Consider the following 24773-nt stretch of genomic DNA (forward strand, 5'->3'; position numbering starts at 1 on the left):
GCCTGCAGGCTGGCGGGTGGCACGGACCACCCGCATCTCATCTTGTTATGCGCCGACCACGATCGGCTTGGCCAGGTTCGGGCGCAGGGTGTCGGCCGCGCTAGCGGGAGCGACACCGGCCTCGAACTCGGACCGGAAGTATTTGATGGCACTGCCCAACGGCTCGACGGCACCCGGTGCGTGAGCACAGAAGGTACGGCCTGGGCCGAGGAAGTTGACCAGACCCAGCAGGGTCTCGATGTCTTCGGCGCGGCCCTGGCCTTGCTCCAGTGCGCGCAGCATCTTCACGCTCCACGGCAGGCCGTCACGGCAGGGGGTGCACCAGCCGCACGATTCGCGGGCGAAGAACTCTTCCATGTTGCGCAGCAGCGAGACCATGTTGACGCTGTCGTCGACCGCCATGGCCAGGCCTGTACCCATACGGGTGCCGACCTTGGCGATGCCACCGGCGTACATCTGTGCGTCGAGGTGCTCGGGCAGCAGGAAGCCGGTACCGGCGCCGCCTGGCTGCCAGCACTTGAGCTTGAAGCCATCGCGCATGCCGCCGGCGTAGTCTTCGAACAGCTCGCGGGCGGTGACGCCGAACGGCAGCTCCCACAGGCCCGGGTTCTTCACCTTGCCGGAGAAGCCCATCAGCTTGGTGCCGTGGTCTTCGCTGCCTTCACGGGCCAGCGACTTGTACCAGTCGTTGCCGTTGGCGACGATGGCCGGCACGTTGCACAGCGTCTCGACGTTGTTCACGCAGGTCGGCTTGCCCCATACGCCCACGGCGGCAGGGAAGGGCGGCTTGGAACGCGGGTTGGCGCGGCGGCCTTCCAGCGAGTTGATCAGTGCGGTTTCTTCACCGCAGATGTAGCGACCGGCACCGGTGTGCACGAACAGCTCGAAGTCGAAGCCCGAACCGAGGATGTTCTTGCCCAACAGGCCTGCGGCCTTGGCTTCGTCGATGGCACGGTTGAGGTTCTTCGCCGCGGTGGTGTATTCGCCACGCAGGAAGATGTAGCCACGGTAGGCCTTCAGGGCGCGGGCGCTGATCAGCATGCCCTCGACCAGCAGATGGGGCTGTTGCTCCATCAGCATGCGGTCCTTCCAGGTGTTCGGCTCCATTTCGTCCGCGTTGCACAGCAGGTAGCGGATGTTCATGGATTCGTCTTTGGGCATCAGGCCCCACTTCACACCCGTGGGGAAGCCCGCGCCGCCACGACCCTTGAGGCCGGAGTCCTTGACGGCCTGGACGATGTCGTCCTGCGACATCTGCGCCAGCGCCTTGCGGGCGGCGGCGTAGCCGTTCTTGGACTCGTATTCGGCAAGCCAGACCGGCTCGCCGTCGTCACGCAGGCGCCAGGTCAGCGGGTGGGTTTCGGCCGAACGCGCGATGCGGTTGGCCGGGCCGAAGGAAGTGATGGTCATACGTAACCCTCCAGCAGCTTGGTGACGCCGGCAGGCTGTACGTCGCCAAAGGTGTCGTCGTCGATCATCAGCGCCGGGGCCTTGTCGCAGTTGCCCAGGCAGCACACCGGCAGCAGGGTGAAGCGGCCATCCGGGGTGGTCTGGCCCAGGCCAATGCCCAGCTCGCTCTGGATCTGGCTGACGACCGACTCATGGCCGCCGATGTAGCAGACCATGCTGTCGCACACGCGGATGATGTGACGTCCGACCGGCTGGCGGAAGATCTGACTGTAGAAGGTGGCCACGCCCTCGACGTCGCTGGCCGGGATGCCCAGCACTTCACCGATGGCGTGAATGGCGCCGTCCGGCACCCAGCCACGTTCCTTCTGGACGATCTTCAGGGCTTCGATGGACGCCGCGCGCGGGTCCTCGTAGTGATGCATCTCGTGCTCGATGGCCGAGCGCTCGGTTTCGCTCAGGGCGAAACGGTCAGTCTGGATAAGCGTGCTGTTCATGCTTAGCGGTCCACGTCAGCCATAACGAAGTCGATACTGCCCAGGTACGCAATGAGGTCGGCGACCATGCTGCCTTTGATCACCGAAGGGATCTGCTGCAGGTGCGGGTAGCTCGGGGTACGGATCCGGGTGCGGTAGCTCATGGTGCCGCCATCGCTCGTCAGGTAGTAACTGTTGATGCCCTTGGTCGCCTCGATCATCTGGAACGACTCGTTGGCCGGCATGACCGGGCCCCACGAGACTTGCAGGAAGTGCGTGATCAAGGTTTCGATGTGCTGCAGGGTGCGCTCTTTCGGCGGCGGCGTGGTCAGCGGGTGATCCGCCTTGTACGGGCCTTCCGGCATGTTGCGCAGGCACTGGTCGATGATGCGGATACTCTGGCGCATCTCCTCGACACGGACCATGCAGCGATCGTAGGCATCGCCGTTGTGGGCCAGCGGTACTTCGAACTCGAAGTTCTCGTAGCCGGAGTAGGGGCGTGCTTTACGCAGGTCGAAGTCGCAACCGGTGGAACGCAGGCCGGCACCGGTGGTGCCCCATTCCAGCGCTTCCTTGGTGTTGTACGCAGCTACGCCGACGGTACGGCCCTTGAGGATGCTGTTCTGCAGGGCGGCCTTGGTGTATTCGTCCAGGCGCTTTGGCAGCCAATCGACGAAGTCCTTGACCAGCTTGTCCCAGCCGCGCGGCAGGTCGTGAGCGACGCCGCCGATGCGGTACCAGGCCGGGTGCAGGCGGAAACCGGTGATCGCTTCGATCACGGTGTAGGCGCGCTGACGGTCGGTGAAGGTGAAGAACACCGGGGTCATGGCGCCCACGTCCTGGATATAGGTACCCAGGAACAGCAGGTGGCTGGTGATCCGGAAGAACTCGGCCAGCATGATGCGAATCACGTCGACCTTCTGCGGCACCTTGATGCCCGCCAGCTTCTCGACGGCCAGTACGTACGGCAGGTTGTTCATCACCCCGCCGAGGTAGTCGATACGGTCGGTGTAGGGGATGAAGCTGTGCCAGGACTGACGCTCGGCCATCTTCTCGGCGCCACGGTGGTGGTAACCGATGTCCGGGACGCAGTCGACGATCTCTTCACCGTCCAGCTGCAGGACGATACGGAAGGCACCGTGGGCCGACGGGTGGTTCGGGCCGAGGTTGAGGAACATGTAGTCCTCATTGGCGCCCTGACGCTTCATGCCCCAGGCTTCCGGGTTGAAGCGTGCCGATTCCTCTTCAAGCTGCTGCTTGGCCAGGGTCAGGCTGTAGGGATCGAACTCGGTGGCACGGGCTGGGTAGTCCTTGCGCAGCGGGTGACCTTCCCAGGTGGGCGGCATCATGATGCGGCTCAGGTGGGGGTGGCCGGCAAAGTCGATGCCGAACATGTCCCAAACTTCGCGCTCGTACCAGTTGGCGTTTGGCCAGATGCCGGTCACGGTCGGCAGGTTCAGGTCGCCTTCGCTGAGCGACACCTTGATCATCACGTCGCTGTTACGTTCGACCGACAGCAGGTGGTAGAACACGCTGAAATCGGCGGCGGGCAGGCCACGGCGCTGGGTGCGCAGGCGCTCGTCGACACCGTGCAGGTCGTACAGCATGCTGTAGGGCTTGGTGACACCGCGCAGGAAGCTGAGCACCTCTTTGAGCTGGGCGCGCTTGACCCACAGCACGGGCATGCCGGTGCGGGTTTCCTGGGCGACGAATGCTTCGGCGCCAAAACGGTTGTGCAGTTCGACGACCACATCCTGGTCGTCAGCCTTGTAGGGCGGAATAAAAATAGCGTTGTCCGCTGTCATGGTCTCGGTCGCTTTGGGTCAACGTTAAGAATGAAGCCAGGCCGCCGGCTCCTTGGGGAGCGGGCGGCAGGTCGCTGGATCAGACTTCGTCGGGGCTGCGCAGGTTGGTTACTGCAATGCGCTGCTCACGACGCAGGTCTTTCTGGGCTGGCATCTCGGCACGGTAAATACCTTGATCACCAACAACCCAGGAAAGCGGGCGTCGTTCTTGGCCGATCGACTCCTGCAGCAGCATCAAGCCTTGCAGGAAAGCCTCAGGGCGTGGCGGGCAGCCAGGCACATAGACGTCCACGGGGAGGAACTTGTCGACCCCCTGAACGACCGAGTAGATGTCGTACATGCCGCCGGAGTTGGCGCACGAACCCATGGAGATGACCCACTTCGGTTCGAGCATCTGCTCGTACAGGCGCTGGATGATCGGCGCCATTTTGACGAAGCAGGTACCGGCAATGACCATGAAGTCGGCCTGACGCGGCGATGCCCGAATGACTTCGGCGCCGAAGCGGGCGATGTCGTGGGGCGCCGTGAAGGCCGTGGTCATTTCCACGTAGCAGCAGGACAGGCCGAAGTTGTACGGCCAGAGGGAGTTCTTGCGACCCCAGTTGACCGCACCACGCAGCACATCTTCGAGTTTCCCCATGTAGATGTTCTTGTGGACCTGGTCCTCTAGCAGCTGATCGGTGACGGTTTCCCGTTCACCGACCGGGTACTGCTCGTTGGGCGCATCCGGATCGATTCTGGTGAGATTGTATTGCATGCCAAAGCCTCATTGTTTCAGCTTCGCTTGCCGCTTGCGGCGACCTTCGGGAGCCCAATCAAGTGCCCCGACGCGCCATAGGTAGACAAGACCTGCCAACAGAATTGCTATGAAAACGAGTGCTTCGACGAATCCGGTCCAGCCGCTTTCGCGGACGGACACAGACCATGCAAAGAGAAAGAGGGCTTCGATATCGAAGATCACGAACAGCATCGCGACCAGATAGAATTTGGCGGACAGGCGCAGGCGAGCGCTGCCGGTAGGCAGCATGCCGGATTCGAAGGGTTCGTTCTTGGCGCGGCCCCAGGCCTTGCTACCGAGCAGGCTGGAGAGACCGAGCATGAAGGCACACAGGCCGACGACACCCAGGAGGAAGATGGCAAAGCCCCAGTTGTGGGCGATGAGTCCTGCCGAATCGGACATGCTAGAGATCCTTATACAGAGACCCAGCTCTGCAGTCTGAAATAAGTAGAGCGGCGACGTGGTGTCGCAGGTGCAGTGACCAAATGTCGCAGCTGAATCAATCGGGCTGATTTTATGGGTAAACCCGGTGCAAGTAAAATTTCTGTCGCAAATTTATTCGTAGCATTAAGAATAAAAATCCCTCGTAACTGGCTGAAAGCCTTGAATTTCGGGCATTGCGAACGGTTTTGTTAATTATGTTTCTTGCCCAGCGTAACGAAACACTAACTTGGTAATGATAATTAATATCGTTTGAGCTGGTATCTGAAACTTTGCCATTGCTGAGCCTTGCAAAGTTCATCTGGCGATATTCCCCACTTGCAAATGCGAAAGCCTCTTGTTCTAGCAGTTTTCGATTCCGCGTGCACCGCTCTGGGTCAATACTTTGCCGCCTAAGCCGTGGCGAGCGGATGAAGCGATCGCCCATTGGCCGAGCCAGTAGGCCAGGATGATCAGGTAAGGCGCGGCGGCGAACGGGCTGACGAAACGGTCGATGCCGATCAGGCTGTCGGAGAACACGAACAGGCAAGCACCCATCGCAGCGGCGCCGCCGCAGGCCAACGCGCGCCAGAGCATGGCGCTGATCGCCAGTGCGTAAACGGCCACGGGTATCAACAGCGGACCGAGACCGTGGCTGGCCAGTGCGCCGAGCAGGGTGATGCCGGTGATGGCGCTCAATGCCAGCGCTGGTAGCGCTGCTCGCCGGGTCTGGCTGTTGTAGGCGCGCAGGTAGGCGAGGTGCGCGCAGAGGAAGGCGGCCAGGCCGAACACGAACAGGTCGGCGGGGATGGCCAACAGAATGTCACCGAGCACAGAGAAGCCCAGGCCAATGGTGATCCAGCGGCGATACGGTGTAGCGGGGGCGCTGAGCATCCAGGCGATCAGGGCCAGCACCGGAACAGGTTTGGCCATGAGGCCGAGCAGGGCGTTGTCGGTGGCCAGTGCATATATATAGAAGGCGGCGGCTGCGACGGCGATGATGAGCAGATGGCTTGGACGAGGCATGGGCGGTCCTTGCTGCTGGGCTGCCCCAAGCATAGTCCGGATCCTGGATTCTGCCGTGGCCCTATCGCCGGCAAGCCGGCTCCCACACCGAACGCTTCGGCGCTGGAGATCCCTGTGGGAGCCGGCTTGCCGGCGAAAGGGCCAGCGCAGGCAAAAAAAGGCCCGGAATCCTCGCGAATCCCGGGCCTGCTTTCAGCCATCCACGGTTATCAGTGGAACTGCTCTTCCTCGGTCGAACCGGTCAGTGCAGTCACCGACGAAGCGCCACCCTGGATCACGGTGGTCATGTCGTCGAAGTAGCCAGTACCCACTTCCTGCTGGTGAGCCACGAAGGTGTAGCCTTTGCTGGCGTCCGCGAATTCCTGCTCCTGCAGCTTCACGTAGGCGGTCATGTCGTTGCGGGCGTAGTCGTGCGCCAGGTTGAACATGCCGTGCCACATGTTGTGGATGCCGGCCAGGGTGATGAACTGGTGCTTGTAGCCCATGGCCGAGAGTTCGCGCTGGAACTTGGCAATGGTGGCGTCGTCCAGGTTCTTCTTCCAGTTGAAGGAAGGCGAGCAGTTGTAGGACAGGATCTGGTCCGGGTATTCCTTCTTGATCGCTTCGGCGAAGCGGCGGGCTTCGTCCAGGTCCGGCTTGGCGGTTTCGCACCAGATCAGGTCGGCATACGGCGCGTAGGCCAGGCCGCGAGCGATGGCCTGGTCGAGGCCGGCGCGCACCTTGTAGAAGCCTTCACGGGTACGCTCGCCGATTACGAACGGCTGGTCGTAAGGGTCGCAGTCGCTGGTCAGCAGGTCGGCGGCGTTGGCGTCGGTACGGGCCAGGATGATGGTCGGCACGCCCGAGACGTCAGCGGCCAGGCGCGCTGCAACCAGCTTCTGCACCGCTTCCTGGGTCGGTACCAGTACCTTGCCACCCATGTGGCCGCACTTCTTCACCGACGCCAGCTGGTCTTCGAAGTGCACGCCGGCGGCGCCCGCTTCGATCATGTTCTTCATCAGCTCGTAGGCGTTCAGCACGCCACCGAAACCGGCTTCAGCGTCGGCCACGATCGGCGCGAAGTAGTCGATGTAGCCGTCGTCGCCTGGGTTCTTGCCTGCTTTCCACTGGATCTGGTCGGCACGGCGGAAGGCGTTGTTGATGCGCTTGACCACGGTCGGTACCGAGTCGACTGGGTACAGCGACTGGTCAGGGTACATGGACTCGGCCGAGTTGTTGTCGGCGGCCACTTGCCAGCCAGACAGGTAGATGGCCTGGATGCCGGCTTTTACCTGCTGTACTGCCTGACCGCCGGTCAGGGCGCCCATGCAGTTGACGAAATCTTTTTCTGGGCGGAAGGACGGGTGGGCACCTTCGGTGACCAGCTTCCACAGTTTTTCTGCACCTTGGCGAGCAAAGGTGTGCTCCGGCTGCAGAGAGCCACGCAGGCGAACGACATCAGCGGCGGTGTAGGTACGGGTCACGCCTTTCCAGCGCGGGTTTTCGGCCCAGTCTTTCTCGAGGGCTGCAATTTGCTGTTCGCGTGTCAGTGCCATGGAAATAAACCTCGTCGCATCGATCTTGGGGTAATTGTGTTGATGCTCACGAAGCGAATCAGGGAGCTGGCGGCTGTCCTGTCCGGGGGAGTGCGGCGGCGAACGCGAAGGCTCGAAGGGGAAGGGGTGTGCAGGCCGGGCGAAAGTGTGCGCCAGCAGGTCGGCTCGTGGTTGCCTCGCTGCGGTGCTACGCGATTGCCAGTACTGCGGTGATGCGCTTCCGTCCCTCGGGACAACTTCTTCGTTGCAGTCGCAATCCCGTCGAACCGCCTTGTGGGCCGTATAGACACGAGGCGCCTCCAGGGGTGGGAGGAGTACGCCTCGAAGGCCCTTGCCAGGGCCCCTGATTAGCGGGAGCGAGGCCATCATGCCTTTGGGAAAAAGTACCTGTCAAATGTTTTGTAGTGGTTTTTTTAACTTACTACATCTTTGGTCTGATGCGACTTGCGGGTCAGTTTCAAGGCCGTTGGTCGAGGCCTTGATTTGCCTGGGCTCAGTCGAGAAGGTCGACTTTGACACGCAACGTCATGTTTTCACCCCGTTGGGTGCTGTAGGTGCGACTTGATGCATCTCGGCCAGCTTGGGATTGCTGGTTGTAGCCTGCCAGGGTGATCCACTCGCCAAGCCTGCCAGTGACTGTCGTGTCGGTGCTTTGCACGTTCACTACATCGGCACGTTCCCGGCTAATTCTGTCGTTATTGCTGCTTATTTGCAGACGAACCGTCTCGCCACTCAAACTCGGCGTGACGTAGAAACCCTGGGTCACGTTGCGGTATTCGGTATTGCTCTGAATGCGCCCATAACCGTCGGTGCTGGTGCTGGTCACCGGGATGCTCTGGCCGACCTGGATCAACGCCGGCTGGCCTTCGCTGGCCTGGATCTGCTGCAGACCTCCCTCACGGTTGCTGGTGCCGTAGTGGATCACGCGGGCATTGCCGCGATCGTCCTGAAAGTTGCTGTCGTTGTTGTCGACGCTGATCAACAGGCGCTTGGGGGCGGTGTCCAGTTGCAGCAGCAGGGTGCGCAAGTCGTCGATGCGCTCGGGGCTGGCGTTGACGATCAGCTTGTTCTCGAACGCGGTGACGCTGCCGTCCTTGCCGATGAAAGACTGGGCGGCGGGCAGCAGCTCGGCACTGCTGCGGTGCTGCAGCGGCACCACTTCGGTGGCCGCCTGGGCCGTCAGGCTCGCAGCCAGCAGCAGGGAAACGAAAAGAGGGCATAGCGGCATGTCCATGATCTCCGCAGGTGGAATCAACATGATGGCAAATTTGCCATGATTATGCCGGGTGTAGATCACAAGCTTTCCTTTCTCGGCGGTGTGATCGTGCTGGCGGTGGCTGTTGTTCGACAAAATCCGTAACATCGCGCTCCTTCGTTTTTTCGTACCGTCCACCCGGACTGCGCCACAGGACATTCATGAAACCCGCCCGATTTCGCGCCGACGTGCTCGCCGGCCTGACCACGTCTTTCGCCCTGGTGCCCGAGTGCATCGCCTTCGCTCTGGTCGCCCACCTCAACCCGCTAATGGGTCTGTACGGCGCCTTCATCATCTGCACCCTGACTGCGCTGTTCGGTGGCAGGCCGGGGATGATCTCCGGCGCCGCGGGCTCCATGGCAGTGGTGATCGTGGCCCTGGTGGTGCAGCACGGTGCGCAATACCTGCTGGCCACGGTGCTGCTGGGCGGCGTGGTCATGATCCTGTTCGGCCTGTTGCGCCTGGGCAAGCTGGTGCGCCTGGTGCCGTACCCGGTGATGCTCGGCTTCGTCAATGGCCTGGCGATCGTCATCGCCCTGGCCCAGCTGGAGCACTTCAAGCAGGGCGAGCAGTGGCTCAGCGGTGTGCCGCTGTTCCTGATGATCGGCCTGGTGGCGTTGACCATGCTGGTGGTCTACGTGCTGCCCAAGCTCACCCGTGCCGTGCCACCTGCACTGGTGGCGATCCTGGGAGTGGGATTGCTGGTGTACCTGCTCGGCCTGCCGACCCGCACACTCGGCGACATGGCGCACATTGCCGGCGGCCTGCCGGTGCTGGCCTTGCCGGATGTGCCGTGGAACCTGGAAACCCTGAAGATCATTGCCCCCTACGCTGTGCTGATGGCCATGGTCGGATTGCTGGAAACCCTGCTGACCCTCAACCTTACCGACGAAATCACTGAAAGCCGCGGCTACCCGGACCGCGAGTGTGTGGCCCTGGGCGCGGCCAACATGGTCTCGGGCCTGTGTGGCGGCATGGGTGGCTGCGCGATGATCGGGCAGACCGTGATCAACCTCAGCTCCAATGGCCGTGGCCGGCTGTCGGGGGGGGTCGCCGGGGTCATGATCCTGCTGTTCGTGCTGTTCCTGTCGCCGCTGATCGAGCGCATTCCGCTGGCGGCGCTGGTCGGGGTGATGTTCGTGGTGGCCCAGCAGACCTTCGCCTGGGCGTCCTTGCGGGTGTTGCACAAGGTACCAGTGAGCGATGTGCTGGCGATCATTGCGGTGACCCTGGTGACGGTGTTCACCGACCTGGCCACGGCGGTGATGTTCGGCATTGTCATCGCCGCGATCAATTTCGCCTGGCAGCATGCGCGGGAGCTGTATGCCGAGAGCCATGAGGACGCTGAAGGGAGCAAGCATTACCAGGTGCACGGCACACTGTTCTTTGCCTCGACCACGGCGTTTCTCAACCAGTTCGACCCGGCGAACGACCCGGTCAAGGTGACCCTGGACTGCAAGCACTTGAGCTTTGTCGACTATTCGGCGATTGCCGCCTTGAAGACCTTGCGCGAGCGTTATGCCAAAGCAGGCAAGCCCCTGCGCGTGGTGCACCTGTCTGAGCGCTGCAAGAAATTGCTGAAGCGGGCGGGTGAACAGCACTGAATCGGTGGTGATGCCATCGCCGGCAAGCCGGCTCCCACGCCGATCGGGTCAATACTGGAGATCCCTGTGGGAGCCGGCTTGCCGGCGATCGAGGGCGAAGCCCTCGCTCGATCACTCGCCGCGAGTCTTCTTCACGATGGTATCGGCAATGCTCGCCGGCGCTTCGGCATAACGGGTGAACTCCATGGTGTAGCTGGCTCGCCCCTGGGTCATCGATCGCATCGAGGTGGCATAGCCGAACATCTCCCCCAACGGCACCTCGGCGCGAATAACCTTGCCGGCAGGTGTCTCGTCGCCATCCTGAATCATTCCGCGGCGCCGGCTCAGGTCGCCCATGATATCGCCCTGGTACTCCTCAGGCGTCACCACCTCGACCTTCATCACCGGCTCCAGCAACACCGCGCCGCCTTTCTGCGACAGCTGCTTGGTGGCCATGGAGGCAGCGATCTTGTAGGCCATTTCGTTGGAATCGACGTCGTGGTACGAGCCGTCGAACACCGCCGCCTTCAGATTGATCAGCGGGTAGCCGGCGAGCACGCCGTTCTTCATCTGCTCCTCGATGCCCTTCTGGATCGCCGGTATGTACTCGCGCGGTACCACCCCGCCGACGATTTCGTTGGTGAACTCCAGGCCTTCCTTGCCCTCATCGCCCGGCGCGAAGCGGATCCAGCAGTGGCCGTATTGGCCGCGTCCGCCGGACTGGCGAACGAAGCGGCCCTCGATTTCACAGGTGTTGCGGATCTTCTCGCGGTACGCCACCTGGGGCTTGCCGATGTTGGCCTCGACGTTGAACTCGCGGCGCATGCGGTCGACGATGATGTCCAGGTGCAGCTCGCCCATGCCGGAGATGATGGTCTGCGCCGTTTCCTCGTCGGTACGCACGCGGAACGACGGGTCTTCCTGGGCCAGCTTGCCCAGGGCGATGCCCATCTTCTCCTGGTCGGCCTTGGTCTTGGGCTCCACTGCCACGGAGATCACCGGGTCGGGGAAGTCCATGCGCTCGAGGATGATCGGTTTGTCGATATCGCAAAGGGTGTCGCCGGTGGTCACGTCCTTCATGCCGATCAGCGCGGCGATATCGCCGGCGCACACGTCCTTGATCTCGGCGCGCTGGTTGGCATGCATCTGCACCATGCGGCCGATGCGTTCCTTCTTGCCCTTGACCGAATTGAGCACGGCATTGCCAGAGCTGAGTACGCCGGAATACACCCGGGCAAAGGTCAGGGTGCCGACGAACGGGTCAGTGGCGATCTTGAAGGCCAGGGCCGAGAACGGCTCCTTGTCGTCGGCATGGCGTTCCAGGTGTTTCTCTTCGTTGTCGGGGTCGGTGCCCTTGATCGCCGGGATCTCCGACGGCGCGGGCAGGTAGTCGATGACGGCATCGAGCATCAGCGGCACGCCCTTGTTCTTGAACGACGAGCCGAGGATGGTCGGCACGATCTCGTTGGCAATGGTGCGTTGGCGCAGGGCGGCCTTGATCTCGTCGATGCTCAGTTCCTCGCCGTCGAGAAACTTCATGGTCAGTTCGTCATTGGCCTCGGCCGCGGCTTCGATCATGTGCGCGCGCCATTCGTCGGCGAGCGCCTTGAGCTCGGCGGGAATCTCTTCTTCGCGGTAGCTGGTGCCGTGGTCGTCCTCGTTCCAGTAGATGGCCTTCATCTTCACCAGATCGATCTGGCCGATGAAGTTTTCCTCGCTGCCAATGGCCAGCTGGATCGGGACCGGGTGATGGCCCAGGCGTTTGTCGATCTGCTTGACCACGCGCAGGAAGTCGGCGCCCTGGCGGTCCATCTTGTTGATGTAGGCCAGCCGTGGCACATGGTACTTGTTGGCCTGACGCCATACCGTCTCGGACTGCGGCTCGACCCCGTCGGCGCCGCTGAACACCACCACCGCGCCATCGAGCACGCGCAGCGAGCGCTCCACTTCGATGGTGAAGTCGACGTGGCCGGGGGTGTCGATGATGTTGAAGCGGTACTTGTCGGCGTACTGCTTGGTCGAGCCTTGCCAGAAGGCCGTGGTCGCCGCCGAGGTGATGGTGATGCCGCGCTCCTGCTCCTGGGCCATCCAGTCCATGGTCGCGGCGCCGTCGTGCACCTCGCCCATCTTGTGGTTGACCCCGGTGTAGAAGAGGATGCGCTCGGTGGTCGTGGTCTTGCCGGCGTCCACGTGGGCGACGATGCCGATATTGCGGTACAGCTCGATGGGCGTTGTACGGGCCATGACGGACTACCTGCGGCGATGCGGATTCTCCCAAGGTAGCAGAGCGGGAGAATCCTGCTTTACCGCCGGGCCGTCAGTCGGCCTGGGCTTGCAGCAGCCATTGGCCTTCGACTTCGCGGGCAAGGCCGCTGGCCGCCAGTAGAGCCAGCAGGCGCTCGTGCAGGGCAGCTTCGGTGAAAGTCTTGAGCGTGGTCAGGTCAAGGGCGCCGGCCAGGGTCAGTTCGGCCTTGGTGTACGACAGCCAGGCCTTTTTCAGTACCTGGGCCACGTCGCTGCCGGCGGTGCTGGCGAAGCGGCGATTCCACGTGCGGCCTTCGAAGGCGAAATTGTGCGAGTGGCTGTAGGTGCTTTCGTCCGCGCCTTCGGCACAGCGGTGGCAGCGGCACGGGCCTTCGCCGAAGGCATTGCGCAGGTAGCTGTTGAAGTCCACGACGGGCTTGAGGGTCAGGCGTTTGTCGACCTCGAACAGGTCGGCGATCAGGGGTTCTTCGGCGCTCACTCGGTGTCCTCGTGTGGTGTGGCGTGCATCGGCGGGCACCCTACCAGATCGGGGCGGGGGAGGCCATGTGGTTATGGCAGGGCAGGCCCGGCCTCATCGCCGGCTTGCCGGCGATGAGGCCAGTAGAGACAACTGAGCACGGCTGCCGTACTCTACGCGCCCGCAAGCCAGCATCTAATACCTGAGGTAACCCCGCTTGAGCACCAAGTACCCGTACACCGCCACCGTGACCATCAGCGCCGAAGACCGTGGCGGCGATATCGAGGCCTCCGAGAATCCCAGCATGCGTGTCGGCCTCGAAGCGGTGACCGAAACCCTGAAGAAGGTGCATTTCGTCGGTACGCTCGCGGCGCCCGAGAAACCCGCCACGCACATCTGCGTGACCCTGGAGAACGGCCTGACCTACTACGGGCCGATCGTCAATGGCCACGCCGAACTCGAAGGCGGCTGGATCGCCTTCGAGTCCGACATGCTCACCCCGGAAGAACTGGGCCTGTAAGCTTCAACCCAGCTCCGCCAGGCACTGCTCGAGGATATCCAGACCTTCCTCGAGCACTTCGGCTTCGGTGGTCAGCGGTGCCAGCAGGCGGATGATATGCCGCGCCTTGCCGCTGGGCATCAGCAGCAGCCCCTTGGCCCGCGCCGCCTCCAGCACCTTGGCCAATTGTGCCGGTGCCGGGCTGCCGTCGGCATTGACGAACTCGATACCGCGCATGGCGCCGACCCCGGTCAACCGGCCGATGCACGGGTACACGCCTTGCCAGCGCGCCACGCGGCTGACGATGGCCTGCTCCTGGCGCTCGCCCCAGGTGGCGAGGTTCTCGTCGCTCATCTGCGCCAGGCTCGCCAGCGCTGCCGCACAGGCAATCGGATTCCCCGAGTAGGTGCCACCCAAGCCACCCTTGGGCAGGGCCGCCATCAACGCCTGACGCCCGACCACCGCACCCAATGGCATGCCGCCCGCGATGCTCTTGGCCAACAGCAGCAGGTCAGGCTCGATTCCCAGTCGCGGGAAGGCGAAACGCTGGCCGGTACGACCGAAGCCGGACTGGATCTCGTCGATGATGATCAGGATTCCGTGCTCGTCGCAGAAGCGCCGCAGCGCCTGGGCGAACGTCGGGTCGAGGGCGAGAAAGCCGCCTTCGCCCTGCACCGGCTCGAAGATGAATGCCGCCACGTCCTCCACGGCCAGCTCGACGCTGAACAGCCGCTCCAGGGCCTTGAGTGCCTGCTCGCAGGTAACGCCGGTGTCGGCGCTGGGGTAGGGCAGGTGGTAGACCGGCCCTGGCAGTTCGCCGACCCGTTGCTTGTAGGGGGCGACCTTGCCGTTGAGGTTCAGGGTGGCCAGGGTGCGGCCGTGGAAACCACCGTCGAAGGCGATGATGGCGCGCTTGCCGGTAGCGCCGCGGGCGACTTTCAGGGCGTTCTCCGCCGCTTCCGCGCCACTGTTGGTGAGCATGCCGGCCAGCGGATAGCCGACCGGGACGAATTCGCACAGACGCTCCATAAGCGCCAGGTAAGGGCCGTGAGGGGCGGCGTTGAAGGCGTAGTGGGTCAGGCGCGTGGCCTGGGTCTGAATGGCCTCGACCACGGCCGGGTTGCAGTGGCCCAGGTTGAGCACGCCGATACCGCCGACGAAGTCGATGTAACGTTTGCCGTCGGTATCCCAGACTTCGGCGTTACGGCCATGGGAAAGTGTGATCGGGTGAACGATGGCAATGGATTGACTGATACTTTCCTGGTTCATGGGGCACGCAGACCTTGTTCGAGTTTTTAATATCGAAGCGCGCCCGGGTATTATTCCGCAAACGAATTATTTGATTGCGATCATTCCCTGGATTCGTGATCTTTCAGTGCCGGCCTCTTCGCGGGCTTGCCCCGCGAAGAGGCCAGTGCAGACGCGCTCATTTGCCTTCGGCCACCCGCTCGCGAATCCACTGCACGAAAGCCCTGATCTTCGGCACCTCCGCCGCATGTTCGGCATGGGCGATGAAGTGCCGTCCATTGCTCGCCACCGGGTGGTCCCAGGCCACCACCAGCTTGCCTTCGCTCAGCTCCTCGGCCACCAGGTAGCGCGGAATCAGGGCAATGCCGCAACCGGCGATGGCCGCTCGAATGCACAGGTAGAACGTGTCGAAGCGGGGGCCGTGGTAGCTGTTCTGGCTGTGCAGCCCCAGGCCCAGAAACCATTCGTGCCAGGCTTCCGGCCGCGAGGCGCACTGCAGCAGACGGTGCTCGGTCAGTGCCTGGGCGCTGTCGAAACGGTGCGCGGTCTTCAGCTGCGGGGCGCATACCGGCACCACCTCTTCGCTGAACAACTCGATGCAGGTCGCCCCCGGCCAGGTGCCCTGGCCGAAGAAAAAGGCGATATCGGCCTTGGCCTGTACCAGGTCGAACGGCTCCAGTTCGTTGCGGATGTCCAGGTGAATGCGTGGGTGGCGATCGCCGAAACCCTTGAGCCTGGGCACCAGCCAGCGTGCGCCGAACGTCGGCTGGGTGGCGATGCGCAGCACTTCGGTCTCGTCGCCGTAGCTGAGGATGTAGCGGCTGGAGATGTCGATCTGGGTCAGGATCTTGTTCACCTCGGTCAGGTACAGGGCACCGGCGGGGGTCAGGTGCAGGCGCCGGCGAATGCGCTGGAACAGGGAGTGCGAGAGCATCTCCTCCAGTTGCGCGACCTGCTTGCTGACGGCGCTCTGGGTCAGGTGCAGTTCGTGTGCCGCACGGGTGAAGCTCAAGTGGCGTGCGGCGGCTTCGAAGCACTGCAAGGCGGTGGTCGAGGGCATCAGGCGTTTTGACATGGCAAGGGTTTACCGAGCAAAAAAGGATGAAGTTCATTCCCGAATGGAATCATGTGCTTCGAAAAGGTCGTTTGTTGACCCGCGCCTATAGATTAATACTGACCTGGATCAACGATTACAACCGGTGATGCGAAGAGGAGGTAAGTGCACGGCCGGCAACTTCAGAACAAGAAAAAAGAGCAACACACCTACAAGAATTCTGCTCCAACTTTTTCAGCCGTCCGTGTGGCGGCCGACCCATTCGAGGGTTCTCCATGGCTTCGCTAGACAACAAGAAACAGCGTTCCCTGCAGCACGGCCTGACGTCGCGTCAGGTGTCCATGATTTCCATTGCCGGCATCATCGGCGCCGGCCTGTTCATCGGCTCTTCCAACGCCATTGCCACCGCTGGCCCGGCCATTCTCATTTCCTACGCCATGACCGGCCTGCTGGTGCTGCTGGTGATGCGCATGCTCGGCGAAATGGCCATCGCCAACCCCAACAGCGGCTCGTTCTCCACCTATGCTTCCGAAGCCATCGGCCCTTGGGCGGGCTTTACCATCGGCTGGCTGTACTGGTGGTTCTGGGTACTGATCATCCCGGTCGAGGCCATCGCCGGCGCGGATATCCTGCACGCCTACTTCCCCGGCGTGCCGTCCTGGCTGTTCGCCTTCCTGATCATGTTCCTGCTGTCGGGCACCAACCTGGTCAGCGTGAAGAACTTCGGAGCGTTCGAGTACTGGTTCGCCCTGGTCAAGGTGATCGCCATCATCGCCTTCATCGGGGTCTGCAGCCTGGCTGTATTCGGCTTCTGGCCGCTGGCCGAGGTGTCCGGTGTGAGCCGCCTGTGGGATAACGGCGGGTTCATGCCCAACGGCTTCGGCACCGTGCTCGGTGGCGTGCTGATCACCATCTTCTCGTTCTTCGGTGCGGAGATCGTGACCATCGCGGCCGATGAAACCGCCAACCCGAAAGACAAGATCCGCCGCGCCACCAACCTGGTGGTTTACCGCATCGCGATCTTCTACCTGGCGTCGATCTTCCTGGTGGTGTCGCTGGTGGCCTGGAACGACCCGGCCCTGAAGGCAGTGGGTTCGTTCCAGCGGGTGCTGGAAGTGCTCAACGTGCCAGGCGCCAAGCTGCTGGTCGACCTGGTGGTGCTGGTGGCCGTGACCAGCTGCATGAACTCAGGCCTCTACACGGCTTCGCGGATGCTGTATTCCCTGGGCGCTCGCGGCCAGGCGCTGAGCATGACCAAGCGGATTTCCGGCGCGGGCGTACCGACCGTGGCGGTCATTCTCTCGACCCTGGCGGGCTTCGCCGGCTGCTTCGTCAACTATGTGTTCCCCGGCAAGGTGTTTGGCTTCCTGTTGTCCACCACCGGCGCCATCGCCTTGCTGGTGTACCTGGTAATCGCCGTTTCGCAGCTGCGCATGCGTGCCCGCGCTGACCGTGAAGGGCGGCCGCTGGAGCTGAAGATGTGGCTGTTCCCGTGGCTGACGTGGCTGGTGATCGGCACCATTATGATGGTGTTGGGCTACATGCTGTTCAGTGATGCCTACCGTTACGAAACGTTGATGACGGCTGGGGTTACGTTGTTCATCCTGCTGGTGTCGTTGACCCAGCGGCGCGAGAAGGTGCTGGTGCAGACCGCCTGATATTTTTGGGGTGCTTCGCACCCCTTTCGCGACACAAGGCCGCTCCTACAGAGATCGCGTGTTTCTGTTGGAGCGGCCTTGTGTCGCGAAAGGGGCGCAAAGCGCCCCCAGCATTCTGATTGGCGCTGACCCAGCACGGCGCTACCATCGCAGCTCGCACCTCTTCCCACTCCAACAAGCACAGGAAGCGCATGAACGAGCACACTCTCTCCCTCCAGGCCCTCGCTGCCCCCGAGAGCACCTGCTACGGCTGCGGCTGCTCCCACCCCTCCGGCCTGCACCTGCAAAGCCACTGGGACGCCGATGGTATTCACCTGCTGTGCCGGCACTCTCCCGACAGCACCTTTATAGGCTGGCCCGGCCTGGTCTATGGCGGGCTCTTGGCGATGCTGGTCGATTGCCACTCCAACTGGACGGCCATGGCCTACCATTACCGCGCCGAGGGCCGTGAGCCCGGCAGCCTGCCGCGTATCGACTGCGTCACCGGCAGCCTGGGCCTGAACTACCTCAAGCCCACGCCAATGGGTGTCGAGCTGCTGCTCAAGGCACGCGTCGAAGGCGAGGTGGGGCGCAAGACCCGCGTGCTCTGCGAGGTCTGGGCAGGCGATGTGCTCACCGTCAGCGCCGATTCGGTGTTCGTGCGCGTCGATACCGAAAAGCTCAAGCTCAAGGCGCATGGCCAGGCGAGCTGACGACAGGCAGGTGATGGTCAGCCGTGCGGGATGTCACTAGAGTGACAACTTCCCAATCCCAGGCACAGGTTGACCATGATCGATCTCAGCGCATTCCCCATCACCCGCAAATGGCCGGCGAAACACCCCGAGCGCCTGCAGCTGTATTCGTTGCCCACACCCAATGGCGTCAAGGTGTCGATCATGCTCGAGGAGATCGGCCTGGCCTATGAGCCGCACAAGATCAGCTTCGACAACGACGACCAGCTGAGCGCGGAATTCATCTCGCTCAGCGCCAACAACAAGATCCCGGCGATTCTCGACCCCGATGGGCCGGGCGGCAAGCCACTGCCGCTGTTCGAGTCGGGCGCGATCCTGCAGTACCTGGCCGAGAAGAGCGGGCAGCTGCTCAGCCAGGACCCGGCCACCCGCTACCAGACGATCCAGTGGCTGATGTTCCAGATGGGCGGCATCGGGCCGATGTTCGGGCAGGTCGGGTTCTTCCATTTCTTCGCGGGTAAGGAATATGAAGACAAGCGCCCGCGTGATCGTTACGTCAACGAGTCGAAGCGCCTGCTGGGTGTGCTGGATCGCCACTTGAAGGGTAGAGCGTGGATGGTCGACGAATACAGCATTGCCGACATCGCCATCTTCCCTTGGGTGCGCAACCTGGTGGAGCGCTATAACGCGCGGGAGTTGGTGGGGTTCGATGAATATAAGGAAGTGCAGCGGGTGCTGGCGGCGTTCCTCGAACGACCAGCGGTGCAGCGCGGTCTGAAGATTCCGGGTTGATTTTGGCAGGTCTGGCCCTATCGCCGGCAAGCCGGCTCCCACAGGTACCCCACAGTTCTTCAACCCTGTGGCGTTCCTGTGGGAGCCGGCTTGCCGGCGATAGGGCCAGACCTGTTGCAATCAGAAAATCTGGTTCAGCAACCAGTACAGGCTCCCCGCCAGCAGCATCGCAGCCGGCAAGGTCAGCACCCAGGCCATCAACAGGTTGATCAGCGTGCGCTTCTGAATCCCCGAACCATTGGCGACCATGGTCCCGGCAACCCCGGAACTCAGCACATGGGTGGTCGATACCGGCAAGCCGAACATGTCCGCCGCACCAATGGTGCACATCGCCACCACTTCAGCCGAAGCGCCCTGGGCATAGCTCAGGTGGGTCTTGCCGATCTTCTCGCCCACCGTCACCACGATGCGCCGCCAGCCGACCATGGTCCCCAGACCCAGCGCAATGGCCACGGCCACTTTGACCCACAGTGGGATGTAGCGGGTGGCGTCGTCCAGTTGAGTCTTGAACAGTTGCACATGGCTGCGGGTGTCGGCATCGAAGGCGACCAACTCGTGCTTGTCCATCAAACGAATCGCTTCGCTGGTCAGGTACATGTCGTTGCGTACGTTGGCCATGGCTTCGGCCGGGATACGCTTGAGCGAGCCGTAGCCTTTGACTTCTTCGCCGATCATGCCGGTCAGGGCCGCGAGGGCAGGGACCAGCTGCGGGTCGGCCTTGGGCTGGGAGATGAAGGCGGTCAGCACCAGCCGCGGGTCCCCCGGCAACGGACGTGGATCGTTACGAACCAGGGCCTGTCGGGTCACCTCGGCCACGGCGGAAAACTGCAGGGCTTGCTCACTGGGCATGGTCTTGTTCAGCGCGTAGGCCATCGGCAAGGTGCCGACCAGGATCAGCATGATCAGGCCCATGCCCTTTTGCCCGTCGTTGGAGCCGTGGGCAAAGGAAACGCCGGTGCAGGTGAGGATCAATACGCCACGTATCCACCAAGGGGGTGGCGTGCGGCCTTCAGGCGCCTGGTACAGTTCCTTGCGCTTGACCAGCGCGCGCAGGGCCAGCAGCAGCAGGGCCGCGCAGGCGAAACCGATCAATGGCGAGAACAACAAGGCATAGCCAACCTTGCTGGCCTGGCTCCAGTCCACCCCGGTGGTGCCGTCGCGCCCGTGCATCAAGGCATTGGCCACGCCCACGCCGATGATCGAGCCGATCAGGGTGTGCGAGGACGACGCCGGCAAGCCCAGCCACCAGGTACCGAGGTTCCAGATGATCGCGGCCAGCAGCAAGGCGAAGACCATGGCGAACCCCGCCGTGGAGCCCACCTGCAAGATCAGCTCCACCGGTAATAGCGCAATGATGCCGAAGGCCACTGCTCCGCTGGAAAGCAGCACACCAAGAAAGTTGCACAGCCCTGACCAAACGACCGCCACCGGTGCTGGCAGCGAGTGGGTGTAGATCACCGTGGCCACGGCATTGGCCGTATCGTGGAAGCCATTGACGAATTCGAAGCCCAGGGCGATCAGCAGCGCCAGGCCCAACAGAAGAAACGGGGTGACCGTGGTGATCACGGTGCCGCTGGCACTGACGTCCTGCTTGAGGCTCCAGGCGGTGTAGGCAATGCCTGCCACGAGCAGGCCGAAGAACAGAAAAAGCGTGGCGCGCCCGGGCTTGTGCGACAGCTGCGGGCGGGAATCGCGGTCGACCAGTAGCGGCTGGCTGGCCAGTGACTGGGTTGCCATGGTGGCTCCGAGTGGCTTCAGGCGAAGGTGCCGAAGGCTGTCAGCATAGAAACAAATCGTTTCCGGGACGTGACCTCGGTCAATGAATTACCTAGGCTCAAGACGAGTGGTAAAGGCAGGAGAACCCCATGATTCGCTGCAAGCGTGTCTATGACGCGGTCGACCAAGGCGATGGCCAGCGGGTGCTGGTCGATCGCCTCTGGCCGCGCAACAAGCGCAAGGATGAGCTGCATGGTCAGTGGTTGCGCGAGGTGGCGCCGTCGACGGAATTGCGCAAGGCGTTTCACCAGGGGGAGGTGGATTTCGCCGCATTTTCCCAGCGCTATCGGCAGGAGCTGGCGGCGCATCCCGAGCACTGGTATGTCCTGCTGGACCTGATGGCCAAGGGGGACCTGACTCTGCTCTATGCCGGCAAGGATACCGAGCACAACAATGCCCAGGTGCTGGCCGCGTGGCTCGAAGAGGAATGGGAGCGGCGCGGGCCGGGCAGTTCGCCGGTGTGCTATGCCCCTTGAGCTCAAGCCTGCCAGCGACCGGCACTGCACGTTCGCCCGTGACCTGACGCGCCGGGCGATGCTGCCCTATTACCGAGAGTTCGACCTGTTGTGGATCGAGGAGGCGTTCGACCAGGCGTGGGGGTGGCGCGAGCAGTGGCTGATCGTTGAAGGGGAAACCCTGCTGGGTTTCTGCAGCCTCAGCCAGGACCGGCAGGCGCTTTTCATTCGCGAGTTGCACCTGTCGCCGGAGCATCGTGGGCGGGGCGTGGGCGGCTGGGTGCTGGAGCAACTGGCCGATTGGGCAGGGCAGCGGCGCTTGCCGTTGCTGAGGTTGATGGTGTTCAAGAGCAACCCTGCGCGGCAGCTGTACCTGCGCCATGGGTTTGTCGAGATGGGGGAGGATGAATGCTTTGTGCGGATGCAGCGGATAGTCGGTTGATCTATTGTGGCCCTATCGCCGGCAAGTCACCGTACTTCAGCCTAGTGGCGTACCTGTGGGAGCCGGCTTGCCGGCGATAGGGCCGGAAAACTCACTGCAAGATTGATGGCCCAATACTGGCTTGCGACCGATGCCGGCGAGGGGCATAGTGACCGCGCAGTCTAACTGCACACAGGATAGTGAGCAGGCCCGAAAAGGGACAAAGGAGAAGCGTCATATGAACGGACTCGGTCCGCGCCTGAGGGAAGAGCGTGAGCGCCTGGGCATGACCCAGCGGGTGTTTGGTGATATCGGCGGAGTCGAACCCAATGCCCAGGGCAAATACGAAAGCGGCGAGCGCACGCCACGGGTCGATTACCTGGCGGCCGTGGCAGCCAGGGGGGTGGATGCCCTTTATGTACTGAACGGTGTGCGCACCCCCGCGCCACTGGAAAGCCTGACCCCGGATGAAACCGGTTTGCTTGGCGCGTTTCGACGGTTGTCGGCCGCTGACCAGGCGGCGTTGTGGCATCTGCTCGGGCGCTTGGTGGGCGAGGGGAGGAATGGACAGGGAGGGTGGCCCCTGCATCATGAGCGCCAGTCAGGTGTGACAGAAGTTTTACGCTAGGTCCGTCGTGAAAAATTTTGTTAAGGTGGCGGGATCCAATCGCCCTGTTGACGAGGTGTCTGCTTGATAAGGGTCCTAGTGGTCGACGATCACGATCTGGTGCGAACCGGTATTACACGCATGCTCGCCGACATCGACGGCCTGCAGGTGGTGGGTGAGGCGGATTCGGGTGAGTCGGCACTGAAGCTTGCCCGAGAGCTCAAGCCCGACGTCGTGCTGATGGACGTGAAGATGCCTGGGATCGGTGGTCTGGAAGCCACCCGCAAGTTGCTGCGTAGCCACCCGGACACCAAAGTGGTGGCCGTCACCGTGTGCGAAGAAGACCCATTCCCCACGCGCTTGATGCAGGCCGGTGCCGCCGGCTACCTGACCAAGGGCGCGGGGCTGGACGAGATGGTCCAGGCCATTCGCCTGGCGTTCGCTGGCCAGCGTTACATCAGCCCGCAGATCGCCCAGCAGCTGGCGCTCAAGTCGTTTCAGCCTCAGGGCTCGCCGTTCGACGCCTTGTCGGAGCGAGAAATCCAGATCGCCCTGATGATCGTCGGCTGCCAGAAAGTGCAGATCATCTCCGACAAGTTGTGTCTGTCACCCAAGACCGTCAATACTTACCGTTATCGGATCTTCGAAAAACTCTCGGTCACCAGCGACGTCGAATTGACCTTGCTGGCCGTTCGCCACGGTATGGTCGACGCAAGCCTGTAACCCTCATGCCCCAAATTTTCGATGCCAGCGCATTCCTGGCGACCTGCAGTGGTCGCCCGGGCGTCTACCGGATGTTCGACGCCGAGGCTCGGCTGCTCTACGTGGGCAAGGCCAAGAACCTCAAGAAGCGCCTGGCCAGCTATTTCCGCAAAACCGGCCTGGCGCCGAAAACCGCCGCGCTGGTGGGCCGTATCGCCCAGGTCGAAACCACCATTACCGCCAACGAGACCGAGGCGCTGCTGCTCGAGCAGAACCTGATCAAAGAGTGGCGGCCGCCGTACAACATTTTGTTGCGCGACGACAAATCCTACCCCTATGTCTTCCTTTCTGACGGCCAATTCCCACGGCTGGGCATTCACCGTGGGGCCAAGAAAGCCAAGGGCCGCTATTTTGGGCCGTACCCCAGCGCCGGGGCCATTCGCGAGAGCCTGAGCCTGTTGCAAAAGGCGTTCTCGGTGCGCCAGTGCGAGGACAGCTATTACGCCAACCGCACCCGGCCCTGCCTGCAGTACCAGATCAAACGCTGCAAAGGGCCCTGCGTCGGCCTGGTCGAAGAACAGGAGTACGCCGAAGACATCCGCCACTCGGTGATGTTCCTCGAAGGTCGCAGCCAGCAGCTGGGCAACGAGCTCAACGCCGAGATGGAAAAGGCCGCCATGGCCCTGAACTTCGAAAAAGCCGCCGAGCTGCGCGACCAGATCGCCCTGCTGCGCCGGGTTCAGGACCAGCAGTACATGGAAGGCGGCTCCGGTGATGTCGATGTGGTCGCCGCTTTCGTCAACCCCGGTGGTGCCTGTGTGCACCTGATCAGCGTGCGCGGCGGACGGGTGCTGGGCAGCAAGAACTTCTTCCCCCAGGTGGGCATCGAGGAGGAGGTGGCCGAAGTCATGGCCGCATTCCTGTCCCAGTACTACCTGGGCAACGCCGAGCGCGAACTGCCCGGCGAACTGATCGTCAACGTGGTGCACGAGGACTTCGCCGCCATCAGCGAGGCGCTGCAGACCCTGCGCGGCCGCGAGCTGACCATCAGCCACCGGGTGCGCGGCACTCGCGCCCGCTGGCAGCAACTGGCGGTGACCAACGCCGAACAGGCGCTCAACGCGCGCCTGGCCAACCGCCAGCACATGGCCGCGCGCTTCGAGGCCCTGGCCCAGGTGCTCGGCCTGGATGAAGTGCCGCAGCGCCTGGAGTGCTACGACATCAGCCACTCCAGCGGCGAAGCCACGGTAGCCAGCTGCGTGGTGTTCGGCCCGGAGGGCCCGCTCAAATCCGACTACCGCCGCTTCAATATCGAAGGCGTCACCGCAGGCGACGACTACGCCGCCATGCACCAGGCCCTGACCCGCCGCTACGGGCGGATCAAGGACGGCGAGGGCAAGCTGCCCGACGTGCTGCTGGTGGACGGCGGCAAGGGCCAGTTGAACATGGCCCGTGAAGTGATGCAGGAGCTGGCGTTCACAGACCTGACCCTGCTCGGCGTGGCCAAGGGCGTGACCCGCAAGGCCGGTTTCGAAACGCTTTACCTCAATGATGTCGCCCACGAGTTCACCCTCAAGGGCGACAACCCGGCGCTGCACCTGATCCAGCAGATCCGCGACGAAGCCCACCGCTTCGCCATTACCGGCCACCGCGCCCGCCGCGGCAAGGCTCGGCGCGTGTCGAGCCTGGAAGACGTCGCCGGGGTAGGGCCCAAGCGCCGCCGCGACCTGCTGAAACATTTCGGCGGCCTGCAGGAGCTCAACCGCGCCAGTATCGACGAGATCGCCAAAGCTCCCGGCATCAGTAAAAAGCTTGCCGAGTCGATTTATGCCAGCCTGCATAGCGAGTAGAATGCCGGGCTCAACCCGCAGCCAGTCGTATCG

At 62.8% G+C, this 24773-nt stretch carries 23 protein-coding genes; 10 read left to right on the top strand and 13 right to left on the bottom strand.

Annotation, left to right across the window (positions count from 1 at the left end; translation table 11 throughout):
* Nucleotides 1-45 precede the first annotated feature (45 nt).
* The 8 genes from nuoF to ACIPZB_RS25835 form a co-directional block, all read right to left on the bottom strand.
* A complete protein-coding gene (gene nuoF / locus ACIPZB_RS25800) occupies nucleotides 46-1410 on the bottom strand; it encodes an NADH-quinone oxidoreductase subunit NuoF (protein WP_400643280.1) in 1365 nt (454 codons plus the stop codon).
* The gene (gene nuoE, locus ACIPZB_RS25805) at nucleotides 1407-1904 is read right to left on the bottom strand and encodes an NADH-quinone oxidoreductase subunit NuoE (protein ID WP_008096184.1); all 498 of its coding nucleotides are present in this window, start codon (nucleotides 1902-1904) and stop codon (nucleotides 1407-1409) included. Before nuoE ends, nuoF begins: the two co-directional genes overlap by 4 nt.
* A gap of 2 nt (nucleotides 1905-1906) precedes the next feature.
* Nucleotides 1907-3688 (bottom strand): NADH-quinone oxidoreductase subunit C/D, encoded by a 1782-nt coding sequence (nuoC, locus tag ACIPZB_RS25810; RefSeq protein WP_008096183.1) that lies wholly within the window; start codon nucleotides 3686-3688, stop codon nucleotides 1907-1909.
* A gap of 79 nt (nucleotides 3689-3767) precedes the next feature.
* On the bottom strand, nucleotides 3768-4445 hold the full coding sequence (locus ACIPZB_RS25815; protein WP_008096180.1) for an NADH-quinone oxidoreductase subunit B family protein: 678 nt from the start codon (nucleotides 4443-4445) through the stop codon (nucleotides 3768-3770).
* Nucleotides 4446-4454: 9 nt separating this feature from the next.
* A complete protein-coding gene (locus tag ACIPZB_RS25820; RefSeq protein ID WP_008096178.1) occupies nucleotides 4455-4868 on the bottom strand; it encodes an NADH-quinone oxidoreductase subunit A in 414 nt (137 codons plus the stop codon).
* Between the two features lie 381 nt (nucleotides 4869-5249).
* Nucleotides 5250-5912 carry a lysoplasmalogenase gene (locus ACIPZB_RS25825; protein WP_400643281.1) on the bottom strand — a complete coding sequence of 221 codons (663 nt, stop codon included), beginning with the start codon at nucleotides 5910-5912 and terminating at the stop codon, nucleotides 5250-5252.
* 209 nt (nucleotides 5913-6121) lie between these two features.
* On the bottom strand, nucleotides 6122-7447 hold the full coding sequence (gene aceA, locus ACIPZB_RS25830; protein WP_008096174.1) for an isocitrate lyase: 1326 nt from the start codon (nucleotides 7445-7447) through the stop codon (nucleotides 6122-6124).
* 493 nt (nucleotides 7448-7940) lie between these two features.
* Nucleotides 7941-8675 (bottom strand): secretin N-terminal domain-containing protein, encoded by a 735-nt coding sequence (locus ACIPZB_RS25835; protein WP_400643310.1) that lies wholly within the window; start codon nucleotides 8673-8675, stop codon nucleotides 7941-7943.
* Nucleotides 8676-8863: 188 nt separating this feature from the next.
* Between ACIPZB_RS25835 and ACIPZB_RS25840 the strand changes: the two genes are divergently transcribed.
* A complete protein-coding gene (locus ACIPZB_RS25840) occupies nucleotides 8864-10306 on the top strand; it encodes a SulP family inorganic anion transporter (RefSeq protein ID WP_400643282.1) in 1443 nt (480 codons plus the stop codon).
* Between the two features lie 111 nt (nucleotides 10307-10417).
* On the opposite strand, the gene fusA is transcribed toward ACIPZB_RS25840, so the two are convergent.
* Nucleotides 10418-12529 (bottom strand): elongation factor G, encoded by a 2112-nt coding sequence (gene fusA, locus ACIPZB_RS25845; protein WP_400643283.1) that lies wholly within the window; start codon nucleotides 12527-12529, stop codon nucleotides 10418-10420.
* A 73-nt stretch (nucleotides 12530-12602) separates the two neighbouring features.
* The gene (locus ACIPZB_RS25850) at nucleotides 12603-13028 is read right to left on the bottom strand and encodes a hypothetical protein (RefSeq protein WP_400643284.1); all 426 of its coding nucleotides are present in this window, start codon (nucleotides 13026-13028) and stop codon (nucleotides 12603-12605) included.
* A 196-nt stretch (nucleotides 13029-13224) separates the two neighbouring features.
* Here ACIPZB_RS25850 and ACIPZB_RS25855 point away from each other — a divergent pair, with 196 nt between their 5' ends.
* Nucleotides 13225-13527: a hypothetical protein gene (locus tag ACIPZB_RS25855; RefSeq protein ID WP_306379504.1), complete on the top strand. Its 303-nt coding sequence runs from the start codon at nucleotides 13225-13227 to the stop codon at nucleotides 13525-13527.
* 3 nt (nucleotides 13528-13530) lie between these two features.
* Here ACIPZB_RS25855 and ACIPZB_RS25860 read toward each other — a convergent pair whose 3' ends face one another.
* A complete protein-coding gene (locus ACIPZB_RS25860) occupies nucleotides 13531-14775 on the bottom strand; it encodes an aspartate aminotransferase family protein (protein ID WP_400643285.1) in 1245 nt (414 codons plus the stop codon).
* A gap of 157 nt (nucleotides 14776-14932) precedes the next feature.
* Nucleotides 14933-15829 carry a transcriptional regulator GcvA gene (gcvA, locus tag ACIPZB_RS25865; protein ID WP_400643286.1) on the bottom strand — a complete coding sequence of 299 codons (897 nt, stop codon included), beginning with the start codon at nucleotides 15827-15829 and terminating at the stop codon, nucleotides 14933-14935.
* Nucleotides 15830-16083: 254 nt separating this feature from the next.
* Here gcvA and ACIPZB_RS25870 point away from each other — a divergent pair, with 254 nt between their 5' ends.
* The 3 genes from ACIPZB_RS25870 (at nucleotide 16084) to ACIPZB_RS25880 (ending at nucleotide 18929) form a co-directional block, all read left to right on the top strand.
* The gene (locus tag ACIPZB_RS25870; RefSeq protein ID WP_400643287.1) at nucleotides 16084-17466 is read left to right on the top strand and encodes an amino acid permease; all 1383 of its coding nucleotides are present in this window, start codon (nucleotides 16084-16086) and stop codon (nucleotides 17464-17466) included.
* A 191-nt stretch (nucleotides 17467-17657) separates the two neighbouring features.
* The gene (locus tag ACIPZB_RS25875; RefSeq protein ID WP_400643288.1) at nucleotides 17658-18158 is read left to right on the top strand and encodes a PaaI family thioesterase; all 501 of its coding nucleotides are present in this window, start codon (nucleotides 17658-17660) and stop codon (nucleotides 18156-18158) included.
* Nucleotides 18159-18233: 75 nt separating this feature from the next.
* Nucleotides 18234-18929, top strand: a complete 696-nt coding sequence (locus ACIPZB_RS25880; RefSeq protein ID WP_400643289.1) for a glutathione S-transferase N-terminal domain-containing protein — start codon at nucleotides 18234-18236, stop codon at nucleotides 18927-18929.
* Nucleotides 18930-19049: 120 nt separating this feature from the next.
* Here the strand turns inward: ACIPZB_RS25880 and ACIPZB_RS25885 are convergent, their stop codons facing one another.
* The gene (locus ACIPZB_RS25885) at nucleotides 19050-20666 is read right to left on the bottom strand and encodes an inorganic phosphate transporter (protein ID WP_400643290.1); all 1617 of its coding nucleotides are present in this window, start codon (nucleotides 20664-20666) and stop codon (nucleotides 19050-19052) included.
* Between the two features lie 128 nt (nucleotides 20667-20794).
* Here ACIPZB_RS25885 and ACIPZB_RS25890 point away from each other — a divergent pair, with 128 nt between their 5' ends.
* From ACIPZB_RS25890 to uvrC, 5 genes are all read left to right on the top strand, one after another.
* Entirely contained in the window at nucleotides 20795-21181 is a 387-nt protein-coding gene (locus ACIPZB_RS25890) for a DUF488 domain-containing protein (RefSeq protein WP_400643291.1), read from the top strand.
* A complete protein-coding gene (locus tag ACIPZB_RS25895) occupies nucleotides 21171-21602 on the top strand; it encodes a GNAT family N-acetyltransferase (protein WP_400643292.1) in 432 nt (143 codons plus the stop codon). Before ACIPZB_RS25890 ends, ACIPZB_RS25895 begins: the two co-directional genes overlap by 11 nt.
* 217 nt (nucleotides 21603-21819) lie before the next feature.
* Entirely contained in the window at nucleotides 21820-22209 is a 390-nt protein-coding gene (locus tag ACIPZB_RS25900) for a helix-turn-helix domain-containing protein (RefSeq protein ID WP_400643293.1), read from the top strand.
* Between the two features lie 63 nt (nucleotides 22210-22272).
* Complete coding sequence (uvrY, locus tag ACIPZB_RS25905; protein WP_008098041.1) at nucleotides 22273-22911, top strand: UvrY/SirA/GacA family response regulator transcription factor; 639 nt, start codon at nucleotides 22273-22275, stop codon at nucleotides 22909-22911.
* 5 nt (nucleotides 22912-22916) lie between these two features.
* Nucleotides 22917-24740 carry an excinuclease ABC subunit UvrC gene (gene uvrC / locus ACIPZB_RS25910; RefSeq protein ID WP_400643294.1) on the top strand — a complete coding sequence of 608 codons (1824 nt, stop codon included), beginning with the start codon at nucleotides 22917-22919 and terminating at the stop codon, nucleotides 24738-24740.
* The last annotated feature ends 33 nt before the right edge of the window (nucleotides 24741-24773 follow it).

The organism is Pseudomonas sp. NPDC089396, from assembly GCF_044749545.1.
Lineage (GTDB): Bacteria > Pseudomonadota > Gammaproteobacteria > Pseudomonadales > Pseudomonadaceae > Aquipseudomonas.